This window comes from Streptomyces sp. NPDC052225, from assembly GCF_040679615.1.
GTDB lineage: Bacteria > Actinomycetota > Actinomycetes > Streptomycetales > Streptomycetaceae > Streptomyces.
In genome coordinates this window covers 103,360-124,123 of sequence record NZ_JBFAVD010000008.1, presented here as the reverse complement: position 1 = coordinate 124,123, position 20,764 = coordinate 103,360, and the positions used below count along the sequence as shown (strand labels likewise).

21 protein-coding genes are annotated in these 20,764 nt (G+C 70.4%); 17 read left to right on the top strand and 4 right to left on the bottom strand.

The genetic code is table 11. The features are described 5' to 3' along the window. The first annotated feature begins 68 nt into the window (after positions 1-68). Both AB0L37_RS14890 and AB0L37_RS14885 read left to right on the top strand, forming a co-directional pair. Positions 69-1,208, top strand: coding sequence for a ferrochelatase (locus AB0L37_RS14890; protein ID WP_365504444.1), 1,140 nt, complete (start codon positions 69-71; stop codon positions 1,206-1,208). Between the two features lie 9 nt (positions 1,209-1,217). Continuing rightward, complete coding sequence (locus tag AB0L37_RS14885) at positions 1,218-2,015, top strand: inositol monophosphatase family protein (protein WP_365504442.1); 798 nt, start codon at positions 1,218-1,220, stop codon at positions 2,013-2,015. 81 nt (positions 2,016-2,096) lie between these two features. Here the strand turns inward: AB0L37_RS14885 and AB0L37_RS14880 are convergent, their stop codons facing one another. Continuing rightward, entirely contained in the window at positions 2,097-2,270 is a 174-nt protein-coding gene (locus tag AB0L37_RS14880) for a hypothetical protein (protein WP_365504441.1), read from the bottom strand. A gap of 339 nt (positions 2,271-2,609) precedes the next feature. On the opposite strand from AB0L37_RS14880, the gene AB0L37_RS14875 reads away from it, so the two are divergent. From AB0L37_RS14875 to AB0L37_RS14860, 4 genes are all read left to right on the top strand, one after another. Then, positions 2,610-3,263: a response regulator transcription factor gene (locus AB0L37_RS14875; protein ID WP_018535991.1), complete on the top strand. Its 654-nt coding sequence runs from the start codon at positions 2,610-2,612 to the stop codon at positions 3,261-3,263. 6 nt (positions 3,264-3,269) lie between these two features. Continuing rightward, positions 3,270-4,511, top strand: coding sequence for an ATP-binding protein (locus AB0L37_RS14870; protein ID WP_365504439.1), 1,242 nt, complete (start codon positions 3,270-3,272; stop codon positions 4,509-4,511). A 426-nt stretch (positions 4,512-4,937) separates the two neighbouring features. Continuing rightward, entirely contained in the window at positions 4,938-5,234 is a 297-nt protein-coding gene (locus AB0L37_RS14865; protein WP_018535993.1) for a DUF4193 domain-containing protein, read from the top strand. A 13-nt stretch (positions 5,235-5,247) separates the two neighbouring features. Then, positions 5,248-6,246 (top strand): hypothetical protein, encoded by a 999-nt coding sequence (locus AB0L37_RS14860; protein WP_365504437.1) that lies wholly within the window; start codon positions 5,248-5,250, stop codon positions 6,244-6,246. A 19-nt stretch (positions 6,247-6,265) separates the two neighbouring features. Here the strand turns inward: AB0L37_RS14860 and AB0L37_RS14855 are convergent, their stop codons facing one another. Next, entirely contained in the window at positions 6,266-6,718 is a 453-nt protein-coding gene (locus tag AB0L37_RS14855) for a DUF3093 domain-containing protein (protein WP_365504435.1), read from the bottom strand. 58 nt (positions 6,719-6,776) lie between these two features. Here AB0L37_RS14855 and AB0L37_RS14850 point away from each other — a divergent pair, with 58 nt between their 5' ends. From AB0L37_RS14850 to AB0L37_RS14810, 9 genes are all read left to right on the top strand, one after another. Next, a complete protein-coding gene (locus AB0L37_RS14850) occupies positions 6,777-7,361 on the top strand; it encodes a PaaI family thioesterase (protein WP_365504433.1) in 585 nt (194 codons plus the stop codon). After that, positions 7,358-7,903, top strand: coding sequence for a dUTP diphosphatase (gene dut, locus AB0L37_RS14845; RefSeq protein ID WP_365504431.1), 546 nt, complete (start codon positions 7,358-7,360; stop codon positions 7,901-7,903). Before AB0L37_RS14850 ends, dut begins: the two co-directional genes overlap by 4 nt. 1 nt (position 7,904) lies before the next feature. Beyond that, positions 7,905-8,672, top strand: coding sequence for a DUF3710 domain-containing protein (locus AB0L37_RS14840; RefSeq protein ID WP_365504429.1), 768 nt, complete (start codon positions 7,905-7,907; stop codon positions 8,670-8,672). 201 nt (positions 8,673-8,873) lie between these two features. Beyond that, positions 8,874-10,082 (top strand): alginate lyase family protein, encoded by a 1,209-nt coding sequence (locus AB0L37_RS14835; RefSeq protein ID WP_365504428.1) that lies wholly within the window; start codon positions 8,874-8,876, stop codon positions 10,080-10,082. Between the two features lie 92 nt (positions 10,083-10,174). Further along, on the top strand, positions 10,175-10,900 hold the full coding sequence (locus tag AB0L37_RS14830; protein WP_365504425.1) for an ABC transporter ATP-binding protein: 726 nt from the start codon (positions 10,175-10,177) through the stop codon (positions 10,898-10,900). Between the two features lie 127 nt (positions 10,901-11,027). Beyond that, positions 11,028-13,604, top strand: coding sequence for a sensor histidine kinase KdpD (locus tag AB0L37_RS14825; RefSeq protein WP_365504423.1), 2,577 nt, complete (start codon positions 11,028-11,030; stop codon positions 13,602-13,604). Next, positions 13,601-14,284 (top strand): response regulator, encoded by a 684-nt coding sequence (locus AB0L37_RS14820; RefSeq protein WP_365504421.1) that lies wholly within the window; start codon positions 13,601-13,603, stop codon positions 14,282-14,284. Before AB0L37_RS14825 ends, AB0L37_RS14820 begins: the two co-directional genes overlap by 4 nt. Positions 14,285-14,361: 77 nt before the next feature. Further along, the gene (locus tag AB0L37_RS14815; protein WP_365504419.1) at positions 14,362-14,772 is read left to right on the top strand and encodes an OB-fold nucleic acid binding domain-containing protein; all 411 of its coding nucleotides are present in this window, start codon (positions 14,362-14,364) and stop codon (positions 14,770-14,772) included. A 3-nt stretch (positions 14,773-14,775) separates the two neighbouring features. Beyond that, positions 14,776-15,531, top strand: a complete 756-nt coding sequence (locus tag AB0L37_RS14810) for a DUF3159 domain-containing protein (protein WP_365504417.1) — start codon at positions 14,776-14,778, stop codon at positions 15,529-15,531. Between the two features lie 112 nt (positions 15,532-15,643). Here the strand turns inward: AB0L37_RS14810 and AB0L37_RS14805 are convergent, their stop codons facing one another. Both AB0L37_RS14805 and AB0L37_RS14800 read right to left on the bottom strand, forming a co-directional pair. Beyond that, complete coding sequence (locus AB0L37_RS14805; protein ID WP_207826409.1) at positions 15,644-16,315, bottom strand: TrkA family potassium uptake protein; 672 nt, start codon at positions 16,313-16,315, stop codon at positions 15,644-15,646. Continuing rightward, positions 16,315-16,986, bottom strand: coding sequence for a TrkA family potassium uptake protein (locus AB0L37_RS14800; protein WP_365504415.1), 672 nt, complete (start codon positions 16,984-16,986; stop codon positions 16,315-16,317). The genes AB0L37_RS14805 and AB0L37_RS14800 overlap by 1 nt, the downstream gene beginning before the upstream one ends. 259 nt (positions 16,987-17,245) lie before the next feature. Between AB0L37_RS14800 and AB0L37_RS14795 the strand changes: the two genes are divergently transcribed. Both AB0L37_RS14795 and AB0L37_RS14790 read left to right on the top strand, forming a co-directional pair. Then, complete coding sequence (locus AB0L37_RS14795; protein ID WP_365504414.1) at positions 17,246-19,291, top strand: APC family permease; 2,046 nt, start codon at positions 17,246-17,248, stop codon at positions 19,289-19,291. Positions 19,292-19,405: 114 nt separating this feature from the next. Continuing rightward, positions 19,406-20,734, top strand: coding sequence for a class I SAM-dependent RNA methyltransferase (locus tag AB0L37_RS14790; RefSeq protein ID WP_365504412.1), 1,329 nt, complete (start codon positions 19,406-19,408; stop codon positions 20,732-20,734). The last annotated feature ends 30 nt before the right edge of the window (positions 20,735-20,764 follow it).

Below are 20,764 nucleotides of genomic sequence, written 5' to 3'. Positions count from 1 at the left end.
TACGCGTGTCAGGCATCCGGGGCATGGCGGTTTTCCGCCTGTCAGTGCCGGGTGGCAGGATCGAACACATGCCAGAAGCGCACGCTGCCACCCCCGACGCCCGCCCCTACGACGCCCTGCTGCTGCTCTCGTTCGGCGGCCCCGAGGGCCCCGACGACGTCGTCCCGTTCCTGGAGAACGTGACGCGCGGCCGCGGCATCCCCAAGGAGCGGCTCAAGGAAGTGGGGCAGCACTACTTCCTGTTCGGCGGGGTCAGCCCGATCAACGACCAGAACCGGGCGCTGCTCGACGCCCTGCGCAAGGACTTCGCCGACCACGGCCTGGACCTGCCGGTGTACTGGGGCAACAGGAACTGGGCGCCGTACCTGACCGACACCCTGCGCGAGATGGTCACCGACGGCCACCGCCGCATCCTCGTCCTCGCCACCAGCGCGTACGCCTCGTACTCGGGCTGCCGCCAGTACCGGGAGAACCTGGCGGAGTCCCTCGCCGCCCTGGAGGCGGAGGGCCTGGAGCTCCCGGCGATCGACAAGCTGCGGCACTACTTCAACCACCCCGGCTTCGTACGGCCCATGGTCGACGGCGTCCTGAAGTCCCTCGCCGACCTCCCCGAGGACGTGCGCGACGGCGCCCACATCGCCTTCACCACGCACTCCATCCCGGACGCCGCGGCCGACAGCTCCGGGCCCGCGGAGGACCACGGCGACGGCGGCGCGTACGTGAAGCAGCACCTGGACGTCGCGCGGCTCGTCGCCGACGCGGTGCGCGAGGAGACCGGCGTCGACCACCCCTGGCAGCTCGTCTACCAGTCGCGCTCGGGAGCCCCGCACATCCCGTGGCTGGAGCCCGACATCTGCGACCACCTGGAGGAGCGGCACGGCGCAGGGGTCCCTGCCGTCGTCATGGCGCCCATCGGGTTCGTCTCGGACCACATGGAGGTCCTCTACGACCTCGACACCGAGGCCACCGCCAAGGCCGCCGAGATCGGCCTGCCGGTCCGCCGCTCGGCGACCGTCGGCGCCGACCCGCGCTTCGCCGCCGCCGTCCGCGAGCTGGTCCTGGAGCGGGCCGCCGCCGAGAGCGGCGAGCAGGTCACGCCCTGCGCCCTGGGCGCCCTCGGCGCGAGTCACAACGTGTGCCCGGTGGGCTGCTGCCCGGCCCGCGCCCCCAAGCCCGCCGCGGCGGGCGCCGACAGCCCGTACGCGTAAGGACGCCAGATGACCGACCTGAAGGCAGAGCTTCTCGACATCGCCCTGGAGGCGGCCGCCCGCGCGGGCGTCTTCCTGCGCGACGGCCGCCCGGCCGACCTCGGCGTCGCCGCCACCAAGACCAGCGCCGTCGACGTCGTCACCGAGATGGACATCGCGTCCGAGAAGCTGATCACGGACTACCTGGCCGAGCGCCGCCCCGACGACGGCGTGCTCGGCGAGGAGGGCGCGAGCACCCGGGGCACCAGCGGCGTCGAGTGGGTGATCGATCCCCTCGACGGAACGGTCAACTACCTTTACGGGCGCCCCGATTGGTCCGTCTCCATCGCGGCCCGCAAGGACGGCGAGACGATCGTCGGCGTCGTCGCGGCACCCATGCGCGGCGAGACGTACCGCGCCGTCCTCGGCGGCGGCGCCTTCGTGAACGACCGGCCCGCGCGCGTGCGCGTGGCGCCCCCGTTCGAGCAGGCCCTGGTCGGCACCGGCTTCGGCTACCTGGAGTCGCGCCGCGTCCAGCAGGCCGACGTCGTACGGCAGTTGGTGCCGCGCGTGCGGGACATCCGGCGGGGCGGCTCCGCGGCCATCGACCTGTGCGACGTGGCGCTCGGCCGCATGGACGCGTACTACGAACGCGGCCTGAACCCTTGGGACTTCGCCGCCGGCGACCTCGTCGCGCGGGAGGCCGGCGCCCTGACCGGCGGCCGCCCCGGCGAGCCCGTCTCGCCCGAGCTGACGATCGCCGCGCCCCCCGGCCTGTTCGAGCCGCTTCAGAACTGGCTGGAAGAGCTCGGCGCCTGGCACGACTGACCTCCGTAGCCCTGAGGGCGCACGAAAGGGCCCCGGCACCTGCCTGGATCGAACAGGTGCCGGGGCCCTTCGCTGTGGCCGTCAGACGCTCGCGGCGTGGATCTCTACGCCGTGCTCGGCGGCGAGGCGGTGGAGGTCGTCCAGCTCGCCCTGCTCGACCTCCGCGAGGAAGTCGTCGCCGGTCTCGCGCGCCCGCGTCAGGTCGGTCTCGGCCGCCCTTATGCGCTGCATCAGTCCTGCGGTGAATGCGTCCATGGTTGCGCCCCCTCGTCCTGGGTCGTGGGTCGGTGGCACGGGGGTGTGCCCGGTGGAAGGGGCGATCACGTCTCGAGCCGCCCTGCGGGAAGCGAACTCGACAGCGGCTCGTGGCATGCCACATACAAAGCGTGATCGCGGGTGTACAGCCGTCCTCCCCACGCTCCCTTCGGCAGAAACCTCAACCCCCGGAGAAAAACCGGCATTCCCGGGACGCCCGGCCGCCTTACAGCCGGTTTATGGCCGAAAGGGGCAGGATGGAGGCTCACATCCCATGACCGGACCTGCCCACGTGCGCCCGAACGCTGCCCGTGGGTGACCAGAGGAAGGACAAGCGACGTGCGCGTACTCGTCGTCGAGGACGAGCAGCTGCTCGCCGATGCGGTGGCCACCGGACTGCGCCGGGAGGCCATGGCCGTCGACGTCGTGTACGACGGTGCGGCCGCCCTCGAGCGCATCGGCGTGAACGACTACGACGTGGTCGTTCTCGACCGCGACCTCCCGCTCGTGCACGGCGACGACGTCGCCCGCAAGATCGTCGAGCTGGGCATGCCCACCCGCATCCTCATGCTGACCGCCTCCGGCGACGTCAGCGACCGCGTGGAGGGCCTGGAGCTGGGCGCCGACGACTACCTCCCCAAGCCCTTCGCGTTCAGCGAGCTGACGGCCCGTGTGCGGGCTCTCGGACGCCGTACGAGCGTGCCGCTGCCGCCCGTCCTGGAGCGCGCCGGCATCAAGCTCGACCCGAACCGCCGCGAGGTGTTCCGGGACGGCAAGGAGATCCAGCTCGCCCCCAAGGAGTTCGCGGTCCTCGAAGTGCTGCTGCGCAGCGAGGGCGCCGTCGTCTCCGCGGAGCAGCTCCTGGAGAAGGCCTGGGACGAGAACACGGACCCGTTCACGAACGTCGTCCGGGTCACCGTCATGACCCTGCGCCGCAAGCTCGGCGAGCCGGCCGTCATCGTCACGGTGCCGGGCTCCGGCTACCGGATCTGACCTTCCATGGCCACCACTCCCGCGCCCCCGAAGGCGCCACCGAAGCCGACCTGGAAGCCGGGAGCGCCGGTCGAGCCGCCCTTTCCCTGGCTCCGCCCGACGATCCGCATAAGGCTCACGCTCCTCTACGGCGGCATGTTCCTCATCGCGGGCATCCTGTTGCTCTCGATCATCTATCTGCTCGCGGCGCAGGCGCTGAACGTGGGCAGCGAGCTGCCGTTCAAGATCGTGGAAGGCCGCGTCGCCAGCGCGGTCTGCAACATCCCCGACGGTTCGCAGATCCCGGCCAGCGAGCTGAACGACGTCCTGAGCAAGTGCGTCAACGACCAGCGTCAGCACGCCCTCGACGTGCTGTTGAGCCGTTCCCTGATGGCGCTGCTCGGCCTCGCGATCATCGCCTTCGCCTTCGGGTACGCGATGGCCGGACGCGTCCTGTCCCCGCTCGGCCGCATCACGCGCACCGCGCGCCGGGTGGCCGGCACGGACCTGTCGCGCCGGATCGAACTGGACGGGCCCGACGACGAGTTGAAGGAGCTTTCGGACACCTTCGACGAGATGCTCGACCGCCTGGAGCGGGCGTTCACGGCGCAGCAGCGCTTCGTGGGCAACGCGTCGCACGAGCTGCGCACCCCGCTCGCGATCAACCGCACGCTCCTGGAGGTCCACCTCTCGGACCCGGGCGCCCCGGTCGAGCTCCAGCAGCTCGGCAAGACGCTGCTCGCCACGAACGAGCGCAGTGAGCAGCTCGTGGAGGGCCTGCTGCTGCTCGCCAGGAGCGACAACCAGATCGTCGAGCGCAAGCCCGTGGACCTGGCCGAGGTCGCCTCCCAGGCGCTCGACCAGGCCCGCGCCGAGGCCGACGAGAAGGGCGTGGAGATCCGCGGGGAGCGCAAGGAGGCGGTCGTCCAGGGCAACGGCGTGCTTCTGGAGCGGATCGCGCTGAACCTCGTACAGAACGCGATCAGGTACAACGTGCCGGAGGGCGGCTGGGTCGAGGTCGACACCGAGGCGCAGCACGGTCAGGCGGTCCTCGTGGTCGCCAACACCGGCCCGGTGGTCCCCGCGTACGAGATCGACAACCTCTTCGAGCCGTTCCGGCGGCTGCGCACCGAGCGGACCGGGAGCGACAAGGGTGTCGGCCTCGGACTGTCCATCGCGCGGTCCGTCGCACGGGCCCACGGCGGGCGGATCAGCGCCGAACCGCGCGAGGGGGGTGGGCTCGTGATGCGAGTCACCCTGCCGATCTAGGCCGATCCGACGTGCGGCGGCGGGACTGATCTGAGATGCTTCCGCCGACGCGCTGAAGAGTTCGCTTTTAGCTGAATTTTCGGGACCTGAGCCCACGAGGGTCGTGTGTGATCGATCACATGGGCGATTTTTCCGGCATCCACTCTCTGTGATCGCAAAAGCCGCCGGAAAGCCGGGAAAATCCGGGTTTTCGGGCAGCTTGATCACGGGAAGTACACGGGGTGGCGCCCGTGCAGTGCGGCAATCGGACCGTGTACGGTCCCGTTCGCCACTCCAGCCGATCACTCGTGAGGGATCCGGTTGGGTGTCGATTGAGTAACAGACCTTGATGTGAGGCAAAATCTCCGCCTCAGGTCGGGCACAAGTCCGGCCTCTCATGCGTTACGTGCGCTGAGACACCGCCTACACCCAGAGGGGGAGAGCGACATGGCAACGGATTACGACACCCCACGCAAGACCGATGACGACCTCAACGAGGACAGCATCGAAGAGCTGAAGTCGCGGCGTAACGACAAGTCCGCGTCGAACGTCGACGTGGACGAGTTCGAGGCGGCCGAGGGCCTGGAGCTTCCGGGCGCCGACCTCTCGAACGAGGAGCTGGCCGTTCGTGTCCTGCCCAAGCAGCAGGACGAGTTCACCTGCATGAGCTGTTTCCTGGTGCACCACCGCAGCCAGCTTGCGCGGGAGAAGAACGGGCAGCCGATCTGCCGCGACTGCGACTGAGGCAGGGTCGGGCATGACTGGCTCGACCCCGCCCTGGAAGCGCCGCCCCCGGAAACACCTCCGGGACGCGGCACAAGGCCCTTCGGAGGCCGTGCGTGACGACGAGCGAGGCTCTTCCGACCCTGGAGCAGCCTCGCTCGAATCGGCACTTCACGACGAGCACGAGACGGGCGACCCGGAGCCTGCCGACGTCGCGCTGCGCGACGCCGACACGGCTGCCGTGGTGGACGACGCGCAGCCGGCCCGGCGGCGCGTCGATGCCGTCAAGGACGGCGTACGCAAGGGCGGCAGCGCCGCCAGAACGGGGATACGCAAGAGCGGCACCGTCGTGAAGACCGGCATGGTCAAGGGCGGCGCCGCGGCCAAGGCCGGGTTCGGTCATCTCGCGGACCGGATCATCGACATCGCGCCGCGGGTCCCCGTACGGGACCTGGCGACGCTGCGCAGACACTTTCCGGGCCTGGGGCCCGAGGAGATCGCGGACAAGCTGGTCGCCGGCGCGGCCAACGCCTCGTCCACGGTCGGCGCCGGGATCGGGGTCGCGGCGATGCTCCCCGTACCGCCCGCGATGGCGACGGAACTGGCCGCGGAGATCACCGGTGTCGCGGCGATCGAGCTGAAACTCATCGCCGAGCTGCACGAGGTGTACGGAGTGCGCCCGCGCGGCACCCTCAAGGACCGCAGCAGCGCCTACCTGACGTCGTGGACGCAGGAGCGCGGCATCGACGTGGCGAAGCCGATGTCGGTCAACGCGGCGCTCGGCGGACAGATGAAGCGCGAACTGCGCCAGCAGATCATGAAGCGCACGATGCGCAATCTGCCGAGCCTGACACCGTTCATGATCGGCGCCGCTGTGGGCGCGACCATGAACCGCAGGGACACCAAGAAGCTCGCGGAGCGGGTCCGCAAGGATCTGCGGCACATACAGGTGCCGTGGGACGAGCTGTCCGGACTGCCGCCGCTGGAGACGCCGAAGGACGCTCTGGAGATCGAGAGCGGGACCGAGGACTGAGACCGAGGACCGAGGCCTGTCAGCTGCGGGATCCGAGAGCCTTTGCCAAAGCTTCAGGTTCGCGCGTGGACACGTAGACGTACGGCGTCGGGTCCGTCGGGTCCGTGATCTCGGCGCGGATCGCGGTCGGCACGTAGCTGCGCAGCAGCATGAAGGCGCGCGGATCGGCCTTGTGCGTGCGCCAGGCGCGGGCCTCCTCCGCGTCCAGGATCTCCACCGGGCCCAGCGCGGACAGCGGGATCTTCGCGTCGCCCGCGACCAGCGAGTTCGCCACGACGCGGACCCGGACCGAGCCGTACGAGCTGGTGATCACGGCCGCCACGAGCAGTCCGCCGACGAAGCCGCCGAGCAGCGGCAGCGTGCCGAAGGGCAGCAGGATGAGGCCGCCCGCGACACCCACGAGGAAGGTCACGAACCACCAGGAACGGGGCGCGGTGAGGCGTTCTTCGTAAGGCGTCGTCGAGAGCTCCATGCGGACAAGCTTGGCACGATGCGTGAAGCCATAGGACGCGCGGGTAAGGTCTGCGCCTGTGAGTGGTACTTCTGCAGCTCTGACGCCCCCGGCCGACGCCATAGCGCCGGTCCGGCACCCCGACGCGCCCGCCCCCGGCGAGCTCCTCGGCGCGCACTACGGACACTGTTTCGGCTGCGGCGGCGAACAGCCGCACGGGCTGCATCTGGAGGCGCGCGCCGGTGACGGCGTCAACGTCACCGCCGAGTTCACCGTGCGCGCCGCGCACCAGGGTGCGCCCGGTCTCGCGCACGGCGGCCTGCTCGCCACCGCGCTCGACGAGACGCTCGGCTCGCTCAACTGGCTGACCCAGACCATCGCCGTGACTGGACGCCTCGAGACGGACTACGTACGCCCGGTGCCCGTCGGCACCGTGCTGCACCTGTCCGCCGAGATCACGGCCGTCGCGGGGCGCAAGATCTACTCGACCGCGACCGGCCGGATCGGCGGCCCCGACGGGCCCGTCGCCGTCCGCGCCGACGCCCTCTTCATCGAGGTGAAGGTCGACCACTTCATCGACAACGGCCGCAAGGAAGAGATCCAGGCGGCCATGAGCGACCCGGACCAGGTCCGGCGCGCCCGTGCCTTCGAGGTGAACCCGTGACGCTTGACGTGCTGATCCGACGCGTCGACCCCGACGTGCCGCTGCCCGCGTACGAGCACCCGGGCGACGCGGGAGCCGATCTGCGCACCACCGAGGCGTGCGAACTCGCCCCCGGTGAGCGGGCCGTGCTGCCCACCGGAGTGTCTGTCGCGCTGCCCGAGGGGTACGCGGCCTTCGTGCACCCGCGATCCGGTCTCGCCGCGCGCTGTGGCGTCGCCCTGGTGAATGCCCCAGGGACGGTGGATGCCGGGTACCGTGGGGAGATCAAGGTGATCGTGGTGAATCTCGACCCGCGCGAGAGCGTGCGGTTCGAGCGCTTCGACCGGATTGCCCAACTCGTCGTTCAGCAGGTCGAGAGGGTGCGCTTCCACGAGGTGGCGCAGCTTCCCGAATCCGCGCGGGCCGAGGGGGGTTTCGGGTCCACCGGCGGGCATGCCTCCGTGGGTGGTTCCGTCGGGACCGTCGGAGCCGTCGGCGGCTCGGGCGGCCAGCAGGGTGGGAATCGATACGCTTCGGTCGTATCCGACCGGGAAGGACAGTGACGTGTTCGGACGTCGCAAGAAGAACAGCTCCGCTGAAGACGCAGTGGACGCGGCGGGCGAGGCCGAGCAGGTCGTCGACGATGCCGACGCGGACGCCGAGGCCGAGCCGGAGCGTGTCCGCCTCGAGCCCGAGCCGCGCCCGGACGGCCCTTGGGACGCCTCCGAGGTCCGTGAGCCCGGCGAGGGCCGGGTCGACCTCGGTGGACTCTTCGTCCCCGGTGTAGAGGGCATGGAGCTGCGCGTGGAGGTCGCGGGCGACGCGATCGTCGCGGCCACCGTGGTCCTCCAGGACAGCGCGATCCAGCTCCAGGGCTTCGCGGCCCCCAAGAAGGAGGGCATCTGGGGCGAGGTCCGCGAGGAGATCGCCACGGGCATCACTCAGCAGGGTGGTGTGATCGACGAGGTCGAGGGGCCGCTCGGCTGGGAGCTGCGGGCCCAGGTGCCGGTGCAGCTGCCCGACGGCACGGGTGGTTTCCAGGTCGTGCGCTTCATCGGTGTCGACGGTCCGCGCTGGTTCCTGCGTGGTGTGATCTCCGGGCAGGGCGCGGTGCAGCCGCAGGCGGCCGGCCTTCTCGAGCAGATCTTCCGCGACACGGTCGTGGTGCGCGGCGAGGGCCCGATGGCCCCGCGTGACCCGATCGTCCTCAAGCTCCCGGACGACGCGCAGATGGTCGCCGAGGGTGCCGGGCAGGACGGCCAGGAAGGCTCGCGCTTCGGCGGCGGCATGGGTCAGCTGGCCCGTGGCCCGGAGATCACCGAAGTGCGCTGACGCACGACAGCTGTAGTACGTGGCCGGGGCCGCACGTCTTCAAGGACGCGCGGCCCCGGCCCTTTTGGTGTTCAGGGCCGCCCAACTCCCGTTCTTTCTTCAGGTATTGACGGAAGGCTGGTCCGTACCTAGGGTCTCCGCCCAGCGTCGTGTTCACATCGGCGCCTCGCGTTCATATACGAGAACGGATGGCCCCCCACCATGCAGGCTCGTCACAGAAGATCGCGCACCACCCTGCTCGCCACCCTCACCACCGCCCTCGCCGCCGTGGCCGTCGGCGTCGTCGCCTGGCCCGGCGCCGACCGCGCCGACGCCGCCCCCGCCGCGTTCGCCCACCCCGGAGTCACCGTCTCCCAGGGGCAGCTGGACTTCGCGAAGGCCAAGGTCGCCGCCGGGGCACAGCCCTGGAAGGGCGCCTTCGACCAGATGATGGCGAGCAAGTACGCCGACCTGAACCGCACCCCCAAGCCCTGGGCGACCGTCGAGTGCGGCTCGTACTCCAACCCCAACTACGGCTGCACCGACGAGCGCGAGGACGCGATAGCCGCGTACACCGACGCGCTCGCCTGGTACATCACGCGCGACGACCGCTACGCGAAGAAGTCCATCGCGCTCATGGACGCCTGGTCCGCCACCATCAAGGACCACACCAACAGCAACGCGCCCCTCCAGACCGGCTGGGCGGGCTCCTCCTGGCCCAAGGCCGCCGAGATCATCAAGTACACGTACAGCGGCGGCTGGGCCAACGAGGCGCGTTTCAGGACGATGCTGCGCGACGTGTACCTGCCCGAGGTCATCAACGGCTCGAACTCCAACGGCAATTGGGAGCTGTCGATGATGGAGGCCGCCGTCGGTATCTCCGTCTTCCTGGAGGACAGGACCTCGTACGACAAGGCCATGGCGAAGTTCCGGACGCGGACGGCCGCCTACGTGTATCTCGCCTCGGACGGCGAGCTGCCCAAGACCGTGCCGAGCCAGAACCTCGACACCAAGGCCAAGATCGTCAGCTACTGGCAGGGGCAGTCGACCTTCGTGACGGGGCTGTCCCAGGAGACGTGCCGCGACTTCACGCACACCGGGTACGGGATCTCCGCCATCTCGCACGTCGCCGAGACGAGCCGCATCCAGGGCACGGACCTGTACGGCACCGACGTCGGCGAGCGGCTGCGGCAGGCGCTCGGCTTCCACTCCCGGTACGAGCTCGGTGAGGCACCGCCGAGCTGGCTGTGCGGCGGCACCGTCAAGCGCGGGCTCGGGCCCGTCACCGAGGTCGGCTACAACGCCCTGCACACCCGGCTCGGCGTCGCCATGACCAACACCCAGAAGCTCACCGAGCAGCAGCGGCCCGCGGGCTCCAACAACCTCTTCGTCGCCTGGGAGACCCTCACCCACGCGGAGAACCCCAGCTAGAAGCCCCGAACCGGTCTCGACCATTGCCCGGCCGGGCGCCGCGTGACCATACTGGCGCCCGGCCGGGAACGTGACGACGGGGGAGTGGACGGATGACCGAGAGCACCGAGGCGGGCACCGCCGTCCTGGAGCAGGACGGCAGCGGGCCGATGGTCGTCGTGGAGAACCTGCGCCGCTCGTACGGGACAGGGGCCGCCGCCGTGCACGCGCTGCGCGGGGTCTCCTTCGAGGTGCCGCGCGGTGAGCTCGTCGCCCTCAAGGGCCGCTCAGGATCCGGCAAGACGACGCTGCTCAACCTGGTGGGCGGCCTGGACGTGCCCGACGAGGGGCGGATCACCGTCGACGGGCTCGATCTCGCGCGGCTCGGCGAGAACGGCCTCCTGGAGCTGCGCCGCGACCGCATCGGCTTCATCTTCCAGTCCTTCGGGCTCATCCCGATCCTCACCGCCGCCGAGAACGTCGGCGTGCCGATGCGGCTGCGCAAGGCCGACCCGCGCGAGCGCGAGGAGCGCGTCGAGCTGCTGCTCTCCCTCGTCGGCCTCGACGGGCACGCCCGACAGCGGCCCGGCGAGCTGTCCGGCGGGCAGCAGCAGCGCGTCGCCATCGCCCGCGCGCTCGCCAACCGGCCCGCCCTGCTGATCGCCGACGAGCCGACCGGACAGCTCGACGCGGAGACCGGCCTTGCCGTGATGGAGCTGCTGCGCGCCGTGGTGCGCAGCGAGCGGGTCACCGCGCTCGTCGCCACCCACGACACGACCCTGCTCGGCCTCGCGGACCGCGTCCTGGAGCTCAGCGACGGCGAGATCGTCGAGCACTGAGCCCGCGGCGGGACCGGCATCAGGGTTGCGTCAAAGCCGCCCGCCCACCAGGCATCCGTCCCTTTTGTCGCCATCGTCGGCCGTAAGGTCGAGACTGCGTGGAGCAGCGACAGAAGACAGTGAGGCCATGGGACGCGGCAGACTTCGGATCTATCTCGGCAGCGCGCCGGGCGTCGGGAAGACGTACGCGATGCTGTCCGAGGCGCACCGCCGCGTCGAGCGGGGCACCGACTGCGTCGTCGCGTTCGTCGAGCACCACGGCCGGCCGCGCACCGAGGTGATGCTGCACGGCCTGGAGCAGGTGCCGCGCCGGGAGATCGAGTACCGGGGCTCGCTCTTCCCCGAGATGGACGTCGACGCCGTCCTGCACCGGGCCCCGGCCGTCGCGCTCGTGGACGAACTCGCGCACACGAACGTCCCCGGCTCGCGCAACGCCAAGCGCTGGCAGGACGTCGAGGAACTGCTCGCCGCCGGCATCGACGTCGTATCGACCGTCAACATTCAACATCTTGAGTCGTTGGGTGACGTGGTTGAGTCGATCACCGGTGTACGTCAACGTGAGACCGTGCCCGACGAGGTCGTGCGCCGCGCCGATCAGATCGAGCTGGTCGACATGTCGCCCCAGGCGCTGCGCCGCCGGATGGCGCACGGCAACATCTACCAGCCGGACAAGGTCGACGCGGCCCTGTCCAACTACTTCCGCCCCGGCAACCTCACCGCCCTGCGCGAGCTGGCCCTGCTCTGGGTCGCCGACCGGGCCGACGAGTACCTCCAGGAGTACCGGGGCGAGCACGACATCCGTTCCACCTGGCAGGCCCGCGAGCGCATCGTCGTCGGGCTGACCGGAGGTCCCGAAGGCCGTACGTTGATCCGGCGCGCGGCGCGGCTCGCGGAGAAGGGCGCGGGCGGCGAGGTGCTCGCCGTCTACATCGCCCGCAGCGACGGCCTGACCGCCGCCTCGCCCAAGGAGCTCGCGCTCCAGCGCACCCTCGTCGAGGACCTCGGCGGAACGTTCCATCACGTCATCGGCGACGACATCCCCTCGGCGCTCCTGGAGTTCGCGCGCGGCGTCAACGCCACCCAGATCGTCCTCGGCTCCTCGCGCCGCAAGACCTGGCAGTACGTCTTCGGGCCCGGCGTCGGCGCCACCGTCGCCCGGGAGTCCGGGCCCGACCTCGACGTGCACATCGTCACCCACGAGGAGGTCGCCAAGGGACGCGGACTGCCCGTCGCGCGCGGCGCCCGGCTCGGCCGGTCCCGGATCGTGTGGGGCTGGCTGGTCGGCGTCGGCGGCCCCGCGCTCCTCTCGCTGGCCCTCACCCACATGAGCGGCGACCTCGGCCTCGCCAACGACATGCTGCTGTTCCTGTCGGCGACGGTCGCCGCGGCCCTCGTCGGCGGACTGTTCCCCGCGCTCGCCTCGGCGGCGGTCGGCTCGCTGCTCCTGAACTACTTCTTCACGCCGCCGCTGCACCTGTTCACGATCGCCGACCCGAAGAACATCGTCGCCATCGTGATCTTCGTCGGTGTCGCCGTGTCCGTCGCGTCCGTCGTGGACCTCGCCGCACGCCGCACCCACCAGGCGGCCCGGCTGCGCGCCGAGTCGGAGATCCTCTCCTTCCTCGCGGGCAGTGTGCTGCGCGGCGACACGTCTCTGGAGGCGCTCCTGGAGCGCGTACGGGAGACGTTCGCGATGGAGTCCGTGGCGCTTCTGGAGCGGGAGAGCGACATCGCGCCCTGGACGTGCGCGGGCAGCGCCGGGCCGCACCCCGGCGGGCGGCCCGAGGACGCCGACGTGGACATGCCGGTCGGCGACCACATGGCGCTCGCCCTGTCCGGGCGGGTGCTGCCCGCCGAGGACCGCCGGGTGCTCGCGGCCTTCGCGGCGCAGGCCGTCGTCGTGCTCGACCGCCGGCGCCTCCAGGACGCCGCCGACCAGGCCCGCACCCTCGCCGAGGGCAATCGCATCCGCACCGCCCTGCTCGCCGCCGTCTCGCACGACCTGCGCACCCCGCTGGCCGGCATCAAGGCCGCGGTCTCCTCGCTGCGCTCCGAGGACGTCGACTGGTCGCCCGAGGACCAGGCCGAGCTGCTCGCCGGGATCGAGGAGGGCGCCGACCGCCTCGACCACCTCGTCGGGAACCTCCTCGACATGTCGCGCCTCCAGACCGGCACCGTGACCCCGCTCATCCGCGAGATCGACCTCGACGAGGTCGTGCCGATGGCGCTCGTCGGCGTGCCGGACCCGGAGCTCAGCGTCGATCTGGAGATCCCCGAGTCGCTGCCCATGGTCAGCGTCGACAAGGGGCTCCTGGAGCGGGCCGTCGCCAACGTCGTCGAGAACGCCGTCAAGTACAGCCCGCCCGACGAGCCCGTCCTCGTCGCCGCCAGCACGCTCGGCGACCGCGTCGAACTCCGCGTCGTGGACCGCGGCCCCGGCGTCCCCGACGACGCCAAGGACCGCATCTTCGAACCCTTCCAGCGCTACGGGGACGCCCCGCGCGGCGCCGGGGTCGGCCTCGGCCTCGCGGTCGCGCGGGGCTTCGCCGAGGCGATGGGCGGCACGCTCGCCGCGGAGGACACCCCAGGAGGCGGGCTCACCATGGTTCTGACCCTGCGGGCAGCGCCCCGCACCCTCGCACCGGCGGCGGCCACGGAGGCCGCCCCGCACACCGCTGGAACGCAGAGAGGCAGGCCCGCATGACCCGGGTGCTCGTGGTCGACGACGAACCGCAGATCGTCCGCGCCCTCGTCATCAACCTCAAGGCGCGCAAGTACGAGGTCGACGCCGCCGCCGACGGCGCTCAGGCCCTCCAGCTCGCCGCCGCCCGCCACCCCGACGTGGTCGTCCTCGACCTGGGCCTGCCCGACATGGACGGCGTCGACGTGATCAAGGGGCTGCGCGGCTGGACCCGCGTACCGATCCTGGTCCTGTCCGCGCGGCACTCCTCGGACGAGAAGGTCGAGGCGCTCGACGCGGGCGCCGACGACTACGTGACCAAGCCCTTCGGCATGGACGAGCTGCTCGCGCGGCTGCGCGCGGCCGTGCGACGGGCCGAGCCCACCGGGGGCGGCGAGGACGAGGGGATCGTCGAGACGGACGGCTTCACGGTCGACCTGGCCGCGAAGAAGGTCAACCGGGACGGCCGCGACGTACGGCTCACGCCCACGGAGTGGCACCTCCTGGAGGTGCTCGTGCGCAACACGGGGCGCCTGGTCAGCCAGAAGCAGCTGTTGCAGGAGGTGTGGGGGCCCTCGTACGGCACCGAGACCAACTATCTGCGCGTGTACATGGCACAGCTGCGCCGCAAGCTGGAGACCGATCCGTCGCATCCGCGGCACTTCGTCACGGAGCCCGGGATGGGGTACCGGTTCGAGCGGTAGATCGAGAGGTAAGGACCTCGGATCCGGGGTACACCAGCGGGTACGACCGTGTCACCGGCCCCGGGTACGCTTCCTGTATGAGTGCTGTTCCTCGTTCCGACAGGACGTCCGAGAAGCCGGCGGGCCGATTCCGGCGCATGCTCGACCGGCTCTCCACCTCGCAGGAGGACCTGGAGTCGGAGGAGCTGCGCGAGGATTCGCAGACCACGGGCTGTACGCGTATCGGCGACTGCCAGGACCGTCAGATAGTCACGGTTACTGGTACGTTGCGCACCGTCACCCTTCGGCCACGCGCCGGAGTCCCGGCCCTGGAGGCGGAGTTGTTCGACGGCTCGGCCGCCCTGGACGTGGTGTGGCTCGGCAGGCGCTCCATCGTGGGGATCGAGCCGGGCCGCAAGTTGATCGCATCGGGCCGGATATCGATGAGCCGGGGCCGTAGGGTGCTCTTCAATCCGAAATACGAACTCAGACCGCTCGGACGGGAGTAGCCGGTGACGTCCCTCGACAAGCCGACCGACCGCGAAGACCTCGCAGACCAGGACACCGCGGACAGGGCGGTGACCGAGGCCGCGCTCTTCGAGGCCTTCGGTGGCGTGCGGGGCATGGTGGAGACCGTCGTGCCCGGTCTTCTCTTCGTGACCATCTTCACGATCAACAAGGACCTGCACATGTCGGCCATCGCGGCCCTCGCGGTGTCCCTGGTCCTGGTCGTCGTACGCCTGGTCATGAAGGACACGGTCAAGCACGCCTTCAGTGGTGTCTTCGGCGTCGTCTTCGGTGTCGTCTTCGCGATGATGACCGGGAACGCCAAGGACTTCTATCTCCCCGGCATGCTCTACACGTTGGGGCTCTCCCTCGCGTACATCGTGACGACGCTGTGCGGCGTTCCCTTGATCGGGCTCATCCTCGGGCCCGTGTTCAAGGAGAACCTGTCGTGGCGTACGCGCAATCCTGGGCGCAAGAAGGCCTACGCGAAGGCGAGTTGGGCCTGGGGGCTCATCCTGCTCGCCAAGTGCGCGGTGCTCTTCCCGATGTACTGGTGGGCGGACACGACCAAGTTCGGCTGGGTGCTCATCGCGCTGAAGATTCCGCCGTTCCTGCTGGCGGTGTGGCTGACGTGGGTGTTCCTGGCGAAGGCCCCCGCGCCCATTGACGTGTTCGCCGAGATGGAGGCCGCGGAGAAGGCCGAGCAGGAGGCCAAGGTCGCTCGGGGCGAAGGTGGGGCGCGGCATCGCCGTGAGGCCTGAGGCCGTTGCGCGAGTGCCGGTCGTGTGCGGCTGCGCGCGCAGTTCCTCGCGCCCCTGAGGACATAAGGGTGGGCCCCCGAGCACCTAGCTCGGGGGCCCACCCTTATGCCTTCTACGCGTCTTCGCGGCGGACCGAAAGGAGGTCCTCCAACTGTTCCTCGCGCGCCTGGGCCGCGACGAACAGGAGCTCGTCGCCCGCCTCCAGGGAGTCCTCCTGGCTGGGGGCCAGGACGCGGGTGCCGCGGATGATCGTCACCAGGGACGTGTCCTCCGGCCACTGGACGTCGCCCACGCGCGTGCCGGCGAGTGCCGACTCCGGCGGGAGCGTCAGCTCGACCAGGTTCGCGTCGCCGTGGCTGAAGCGGAGCAGGCGGACCAGGTCGCCGACGCTGACCGCCTCTTCGACCAGGGCCGACATCAGGCGCGGGGTGGAGACGGCGACGTCCACGCCCCACGACTCGTTGAACAGCCATTCGTTCTTGGGGTTGTTGACGCGGGCGACGACCCGCGGGACCCCGTACTCGGTCTTCGCGAGCAGGGAGACGACGAGGTTGACCTTGTCGTCGCCGGTGGCCGCGATGACCACGTTGCAGCGCTGGAGCGCCGCCTCGTCCAGGGACGTGATCTCGCAGGCGTCGGCGAGCAGCCACTCCGCCTGCGGGACGCGCTCGACCGAGATGGCGGTCGGCGCCTTGTCGACGAGGAGGACCTCGTGGCCGTTCTCGAGCAGTTCGCCCGCGATCGAGCGGCCCACCGCTCCGGCTCCGGCAATGGCGACCCTCATCAGTGACCGCCCTCCTCATCAGGACCCTCGGCGAACGTCGCCTCGACCTTCTCGACGTCGTCCGTGCGCATCATCACGTGCACGAGGTCGCCTTCCTGCAACACCGTCTGCGACGTCGGCAGGATCGCCTCGCCGAGCCGGGTGACGAACGCCACGCGGACGCCCGTCTCCTCCTGGAGGCGGCTGATCTTGTGCCCCACCCAGGCCGACGAGGCGTGCACCTCGGCGAGCTGGACACCGCCGGTGGGGTCGCGCCACAGCGGCTCGGCCCCGGACGGCAGGAGCCGGCGCAGCATCTGGTCGGCGGTCCAGCGGACCGTGGCGACGGTGGGGATGCCCAGGCGCTGGTAGACCTCGGCGCGGCGGGGGTCGTAGATCCGCGCCGCCACGTTCTCGATGCCGAACATCTCGCGGGCCACGCGGGCGGCGATGATGTTGGAGTTGTCACCGCTGGAGACGGCGGCGAAGGCGCCCGCCTCCTCGATGCCGGCCTCACGCAGGGTGTCCTGGTCGAAGCCGACCCCGGTGACACGACGGCCGCCGAACCCGGAGCCCAGGCGGCGGAAGGCCGTGGGGTCCTGGTCGACCACGGCGACCGTGTGGCCCTGCTGTTCCAGGGTCTGGGCGAGTTGGGACCCTACGCGGCCACAGCCCATGATCACGATATGCACGGCCCTACCCCGCACTCCTCATAGGCCTTCTGACCTGCCTAAACGTCCTGCTCATGTCTCTCTCTCGCGGCTCGGTCCAGCCGGGGTGCGGCTCGATCTGGGCACGGTGCGGGCCCGTACGGCCCGTATCAGGACCACCGTATCGGCAATGTGCTCGAACTCCTCCTTCGCGTCGGGGCCTAGATCCACGGGGTGCAATGACGAGCTCTTAGGGGTGGTGGGTGGGCGACCTCCCGTTCGAACGCTTACGATCCTCTGCGTGTCCAAACTGACCGACGTGCCCAAACGGATCTTGATCGGGCGCGCTCTGCGCAGTGATCGGCTCGGAGAAACGCTCCTGCCGAAGCGCATCGCACTCCCCGTTTTCGCCTCCGACCCGCTGTCCTCCGTGGCGTACGCGCCGGGTGAGGTCCTGCTGGTCCTCTCCATCGCGGGCGTGTCGGCCTACCACTTCAGCCCCTGGATCGCGGTCGCGGTCGTCGTGCTGATGTTCACGGTCGTCGCTTCCTACCGGCAGAACGTGCACGCCTACCCGAGCGGTGGCGGCGACTACGAGGTGGCCAACACCAACCTCGGCCCGAAGGCCGGGCTCACCGTCGCGAGCGCCCTGCTCGTCGACTACGTCCTGACCGTCGCCGTCTCCATCGCCTCCGGCATCGAGAACCTCGGCTCCGCGATCCCGTTCGTGGTCGAGCACAAGGTGCTCTGCGCGTGCGCCGTCATCGTGCTGCTCACGCTGATGAACCTGCGCGGCGTGAAGGAGTCCGGGAAGCTCTTCGCCATCCCCACGTACGTCTTCGTCGCGGGCGTCTTCATCATGATCGCCTGGGGTGCCTTCCGCGGGATCGTCCTCGACGACGCGATGAAGGCCCCGACCGCCGACTTCCACATCAAGGCCGAGCACCAGGGACTCGCGGGCTTCGCGCTCGTCTTCCTGCTGCTCCGCGCCTTCTCGTCCGGCTGTGCGGCGCTCACCGGCGTCGAGGCGATCTCCAACGGTGTCCCGGCCTTCCGCAAGCCCAAGTCGAAGAACGCGGCGTCCACCCTCGCGCTCATGGGCGCGCTGGCCGTGACCATGTTCTGCGGCATCATCGCCCTCGCCATGGCGACCCACGTCCGCATGGCCGAGAACCCGGCGACCGACCTGATCCACAACGGCATCGCGGTGGGCTCCGGCTACGTCCAGAACCCGGTCATCTCGCAGGTCGCCGAGGCCGTCTTCGGCAAGGGCAGCTTCCTGTTCCTGATCCTCGCGGCGGCCACGGCCCTGGTCCTCTTCCTCGCGGCCAACACCGCGTACAACGGCTTCCCGCTGCTCGGCTCGATCCTCGCGCAGGACCGCTACCTGCCGCGCCAGCTGCACACCCGCGGCGACCGCCTCGCGTTCTCCAACGGCATCGTGCTGCTGGCCGGCGCGGCCATGCTCCTGGTGATCATCTACGGGGCCGACTCGACCCGCCTGATCCAGCTCTACATCGTGGGCGTGTTCGTCTCCTTCACGCTGAGCCAGACCGGCATGGTCCGGCACTGGAACCGCCACCTGCGGAGCGAGAAGGACGCGGACAAGCGGCGCCACATGATCCGCTCCCGCGCGATCAACGCGTTCGGCGCCTTCTTCACCGGCCTCGTCCTCGTGGTCGTCCTGGTCACGAAGTTCACGCACGGCGCCTGGGTCGCGCTGCTCGGCATGTGCATCTTCTACGCGACGATGACCGCGATCCGTAAGCACTACGACCGGGTCGCCGAGGAGATCGCCGCACCGGACACGCCGTCCGACGACAGCGTCCGCCCGTCCCGCGTCCACTCGATCGTCCTCGTCTCCAAGATCCACCGCCCGACGCTGCGTGCGCTCGCCTACGCCAAGTTGATGCGTACGGACACTCTTGAGGCGTTGAGCGTCAATGTTGATCCGGTCGAGACGAAGGCCCTGCGGGAGGAGTGGGAGCGCCGCGGCATCGACGTCCCGCTCAAGGTCCTCGACTCGCCCTACCGGGAGATCACCCGGCCGATCATCGAGTACGTGAAGAGCCTGCGCCGGGAGTCGCCGCGCGACGCGGTCAGCGTGATCATCCCCGAGTACGTGGTCGGCCACTGGTACGAGCACCTGCTGCACAACCAGAGCGCGCTGCGCCTCAAGGGCCGCCTGCTCTTCACCCCGGGGATCATGGTCACCTCCGTGCCCTACCAGCTGGAGTCCTCCGAGGCCGCCAAGAAGCGGGCCCGCAGGCGCTCCGAGTGGAGCGCGCCGGGTGCGGTGCGCCGCGGGCCGGTGGAGAAGCGGCCCAAGGAGCACAGCCACAAGTAACCGCGCGGTTCGCCCGTGGTGAGCGGCCGGACGACAGCCACGTAGACTGGTGGGCTGTTGTCCGGCCGCTCTTTTTCCGCGGTCCGTCCCCTTACGTACTGGAGTCACCCCGCCATGCAGGCAGAACCGAAGAAGTCACTGGTGGGGGCCGAGTACGAGGTCGAGGTGGGCCCCGTCGCGCACGGCGGTCACTGCATCGCGCGCACGGCCGAGGGCCAGGTCCTGTTCGTCCGGCACACGCTGCCCGGCGAGCGTGTCGTCGCCCGGGTGACCGAGGGCGAGGAGGGCGCGCGGTTCCTGCGCGCCGACGCGGTCACCGTCCTGGAGCCGTCCAAGGACCGGGTCGAGGCGCCGTGCCCGTACGCCGGTCCCGGCCGCTGCGGCGGCTGCGACTGGCAGCACGCCAAGCCGGGGGCGCAGCGCCGCCTGAAGGGCGAGGTCATCGCCGAGCAGTTGCAGCGCCTCGCGGGCCTCACGCCCGAGGAGGCCGGCTGGGACGGCACGGTCATGCCGGCAGAGGGCGACAAGCTTCCCGCGGGCGAGGTGCCCCAGTGGCGCACGCGCGTCCAGTACGCCGTCGACGCGGACGGCAACGCGGGCCTGCGCCGCCACCGCTCCCACGACGTCGAGCCGATCGAGCACTGCATGATCGCCGCCGAGGGCGTCTCGGAGCTGGGCATCGAGCAGCGCGACTGGTCCGGCATGGAGTCCGTCGAGGCCATCGCCGCCAGCGGCTCGCAGGACCGCCAGGTGATCCTGACCCCGAAGCCGGGCGCCCGCCTGCCCATCGTGGAGCTGGACAAGCCGGTCTCCGTGATGCGTGTCGGCGAGAAGGACGGCGGCGTCCACCGCGTCCACGGCCGCCCCTTCGTCCGCGAGCGCGCCGACGACCGTACGTACCGCGTCGGCAGCGGCGGCTTCTGGCAGGTCCACCCGAAGGCGGCGGACACCCTGATGAAGGCGGTCATGCAGGGCCTGCTGCCCCGCAAGGGCGACACCGCCCTCGACCTGTACTGCGGCGTCGGCCTGTTCGCGGGCGCGCTCGCGGACCGCGTCGGCGAGAAGGGCGCGGTGCTCGGCATCGAGTCCGGCAAGCGCGCGGTCGAGGACGCCCGGCACAACCTGGAGTCCTTCGACCGGGTCCGCATCGAGCAGGGCAAGGTCGAGGCGGCCCTGCCGCGCACCGGCATCACCGAGGTCGACCTGATCGTCCTCGACCCGCCGCGCGCCGGCGCCGGCAAGAAGACCGTCGCCCACCTCTCGACGCTGGGCGCCCGCCGCATCGCGTACGTGGCCTGCGACCCGGCGGCGCTGGCGCGGGACCTGGGGTACTTCAAGGAGGGCGGGTACCGGGTGCGGACGCTTCGGGCGTTCGATCTGTTTCCGATGACTCATCATGTGGAGTGCGTCGCGATTCTTGAGCCTGTGCGCGAGGATGTCTGACCTGCAAATCCCTTGAGGGGAATGGCGGTG

Bases quoted from the DNA above. Each gene is read 5' to 3' on its own strand.
- AB0L37_RS14890 (WP_365504444.1), top strand. From the start codon at position 69: ATGCCAGAAGCGCACGCTGCCACCCCCGACGCCCGCCCCTACGACGCC.
- AB0L37_RS14885 (WP_365504442.1), top strand. From the start codon at position 1,218: ATGACCGACCTGAAGGCAGAGCTTCTCGACATCGCCCTGGAGGCGGCC.
- AB0L37_RS14880 (WP_365504441.1), bottom strand. From the start codon at position 2,270: ATGGACGCATTCACCGCAGGACTGATGCAGCGCATAAGGGCGGCCGAG.
- AB0L37_RS14870 (WP_365504439.1), top strand. From the start codon at position 3,270: ATGGCCACCACTCCCGCGCCCCCGAAGGCGCCACCGAAGCCGACCTGG.
- AB0L37_RS14865 (WP_018535993.1), top strand. From the start codon at position 4,938: ATGGCAACGGATTACGACACCCCACGCAAGACCGATGACGACCTCAAC.
- AB0L37_RS14860 (WP_365504437.1), top strand. From the start codon at position 5,248: ATGACTGGCTCGACCCCGCCCTGGAAGCGCCGCCCCCGGAAACACCTC.
- AB0L37_RS14855 (WP_365504435.1), bottom strand. From the start codon at position 6,718: ATGGAGCTCTCGACGACGCCTTACGAAGAACGCCTCACCGCGCCCCGT.
- AB0L37_RS14835 (WP_365504428.1), top strand. From the start codon at position 8,874: ATGCAGGCTCGTCACAGAAGATCGCGCACCACCCTGCTCGCCACCCTC.
- AB0L37_RS14830 (WP_365504425.1), top strand. From the start codon at position 10,175: ATGACCGAGAGCACCGAGGCGGGCACCGCCGTCCTGGAGCAGGACGGC.
- AB0L37_RS14825 (WP_365504423.1), top strand. From the start codon at position 11,028: ATGGGACGCGGCAGACTTCGGATCTATCTCGGCAGCGCGCCGGGCGTC.
- AB0L37_RS14820 (WP_365504421.1), top strand. From the start codon at position 13,601: ATGACCCGGGTGCTCGTGGTCGACGACGAACCGCAGATCGTCCGCGCC.
- AB0L37_RS14815 (WP_365504419.1), top strand. From the start codon at position 14,362: ATGAGTGCTGTTCCTCGTTCCGACAGGACGTCCGAGAAGCCGGCGGGC.
- AB0L37_RS14805 (WP_207826409.1), bottom strand. From the start codon at position 16,315: ATGAGGGTCGCCATTGCCGGAGCCGGAGCGGTGGGCCGCTCGATCGCG.
- AB0L37_RS14790 (WP_365504412.1), top strand. From the start codon at position 19,406: ATGCAGGCAGAACCGAAGAAGTCACTGGTGGGGGCCGAGTACGAGGTC.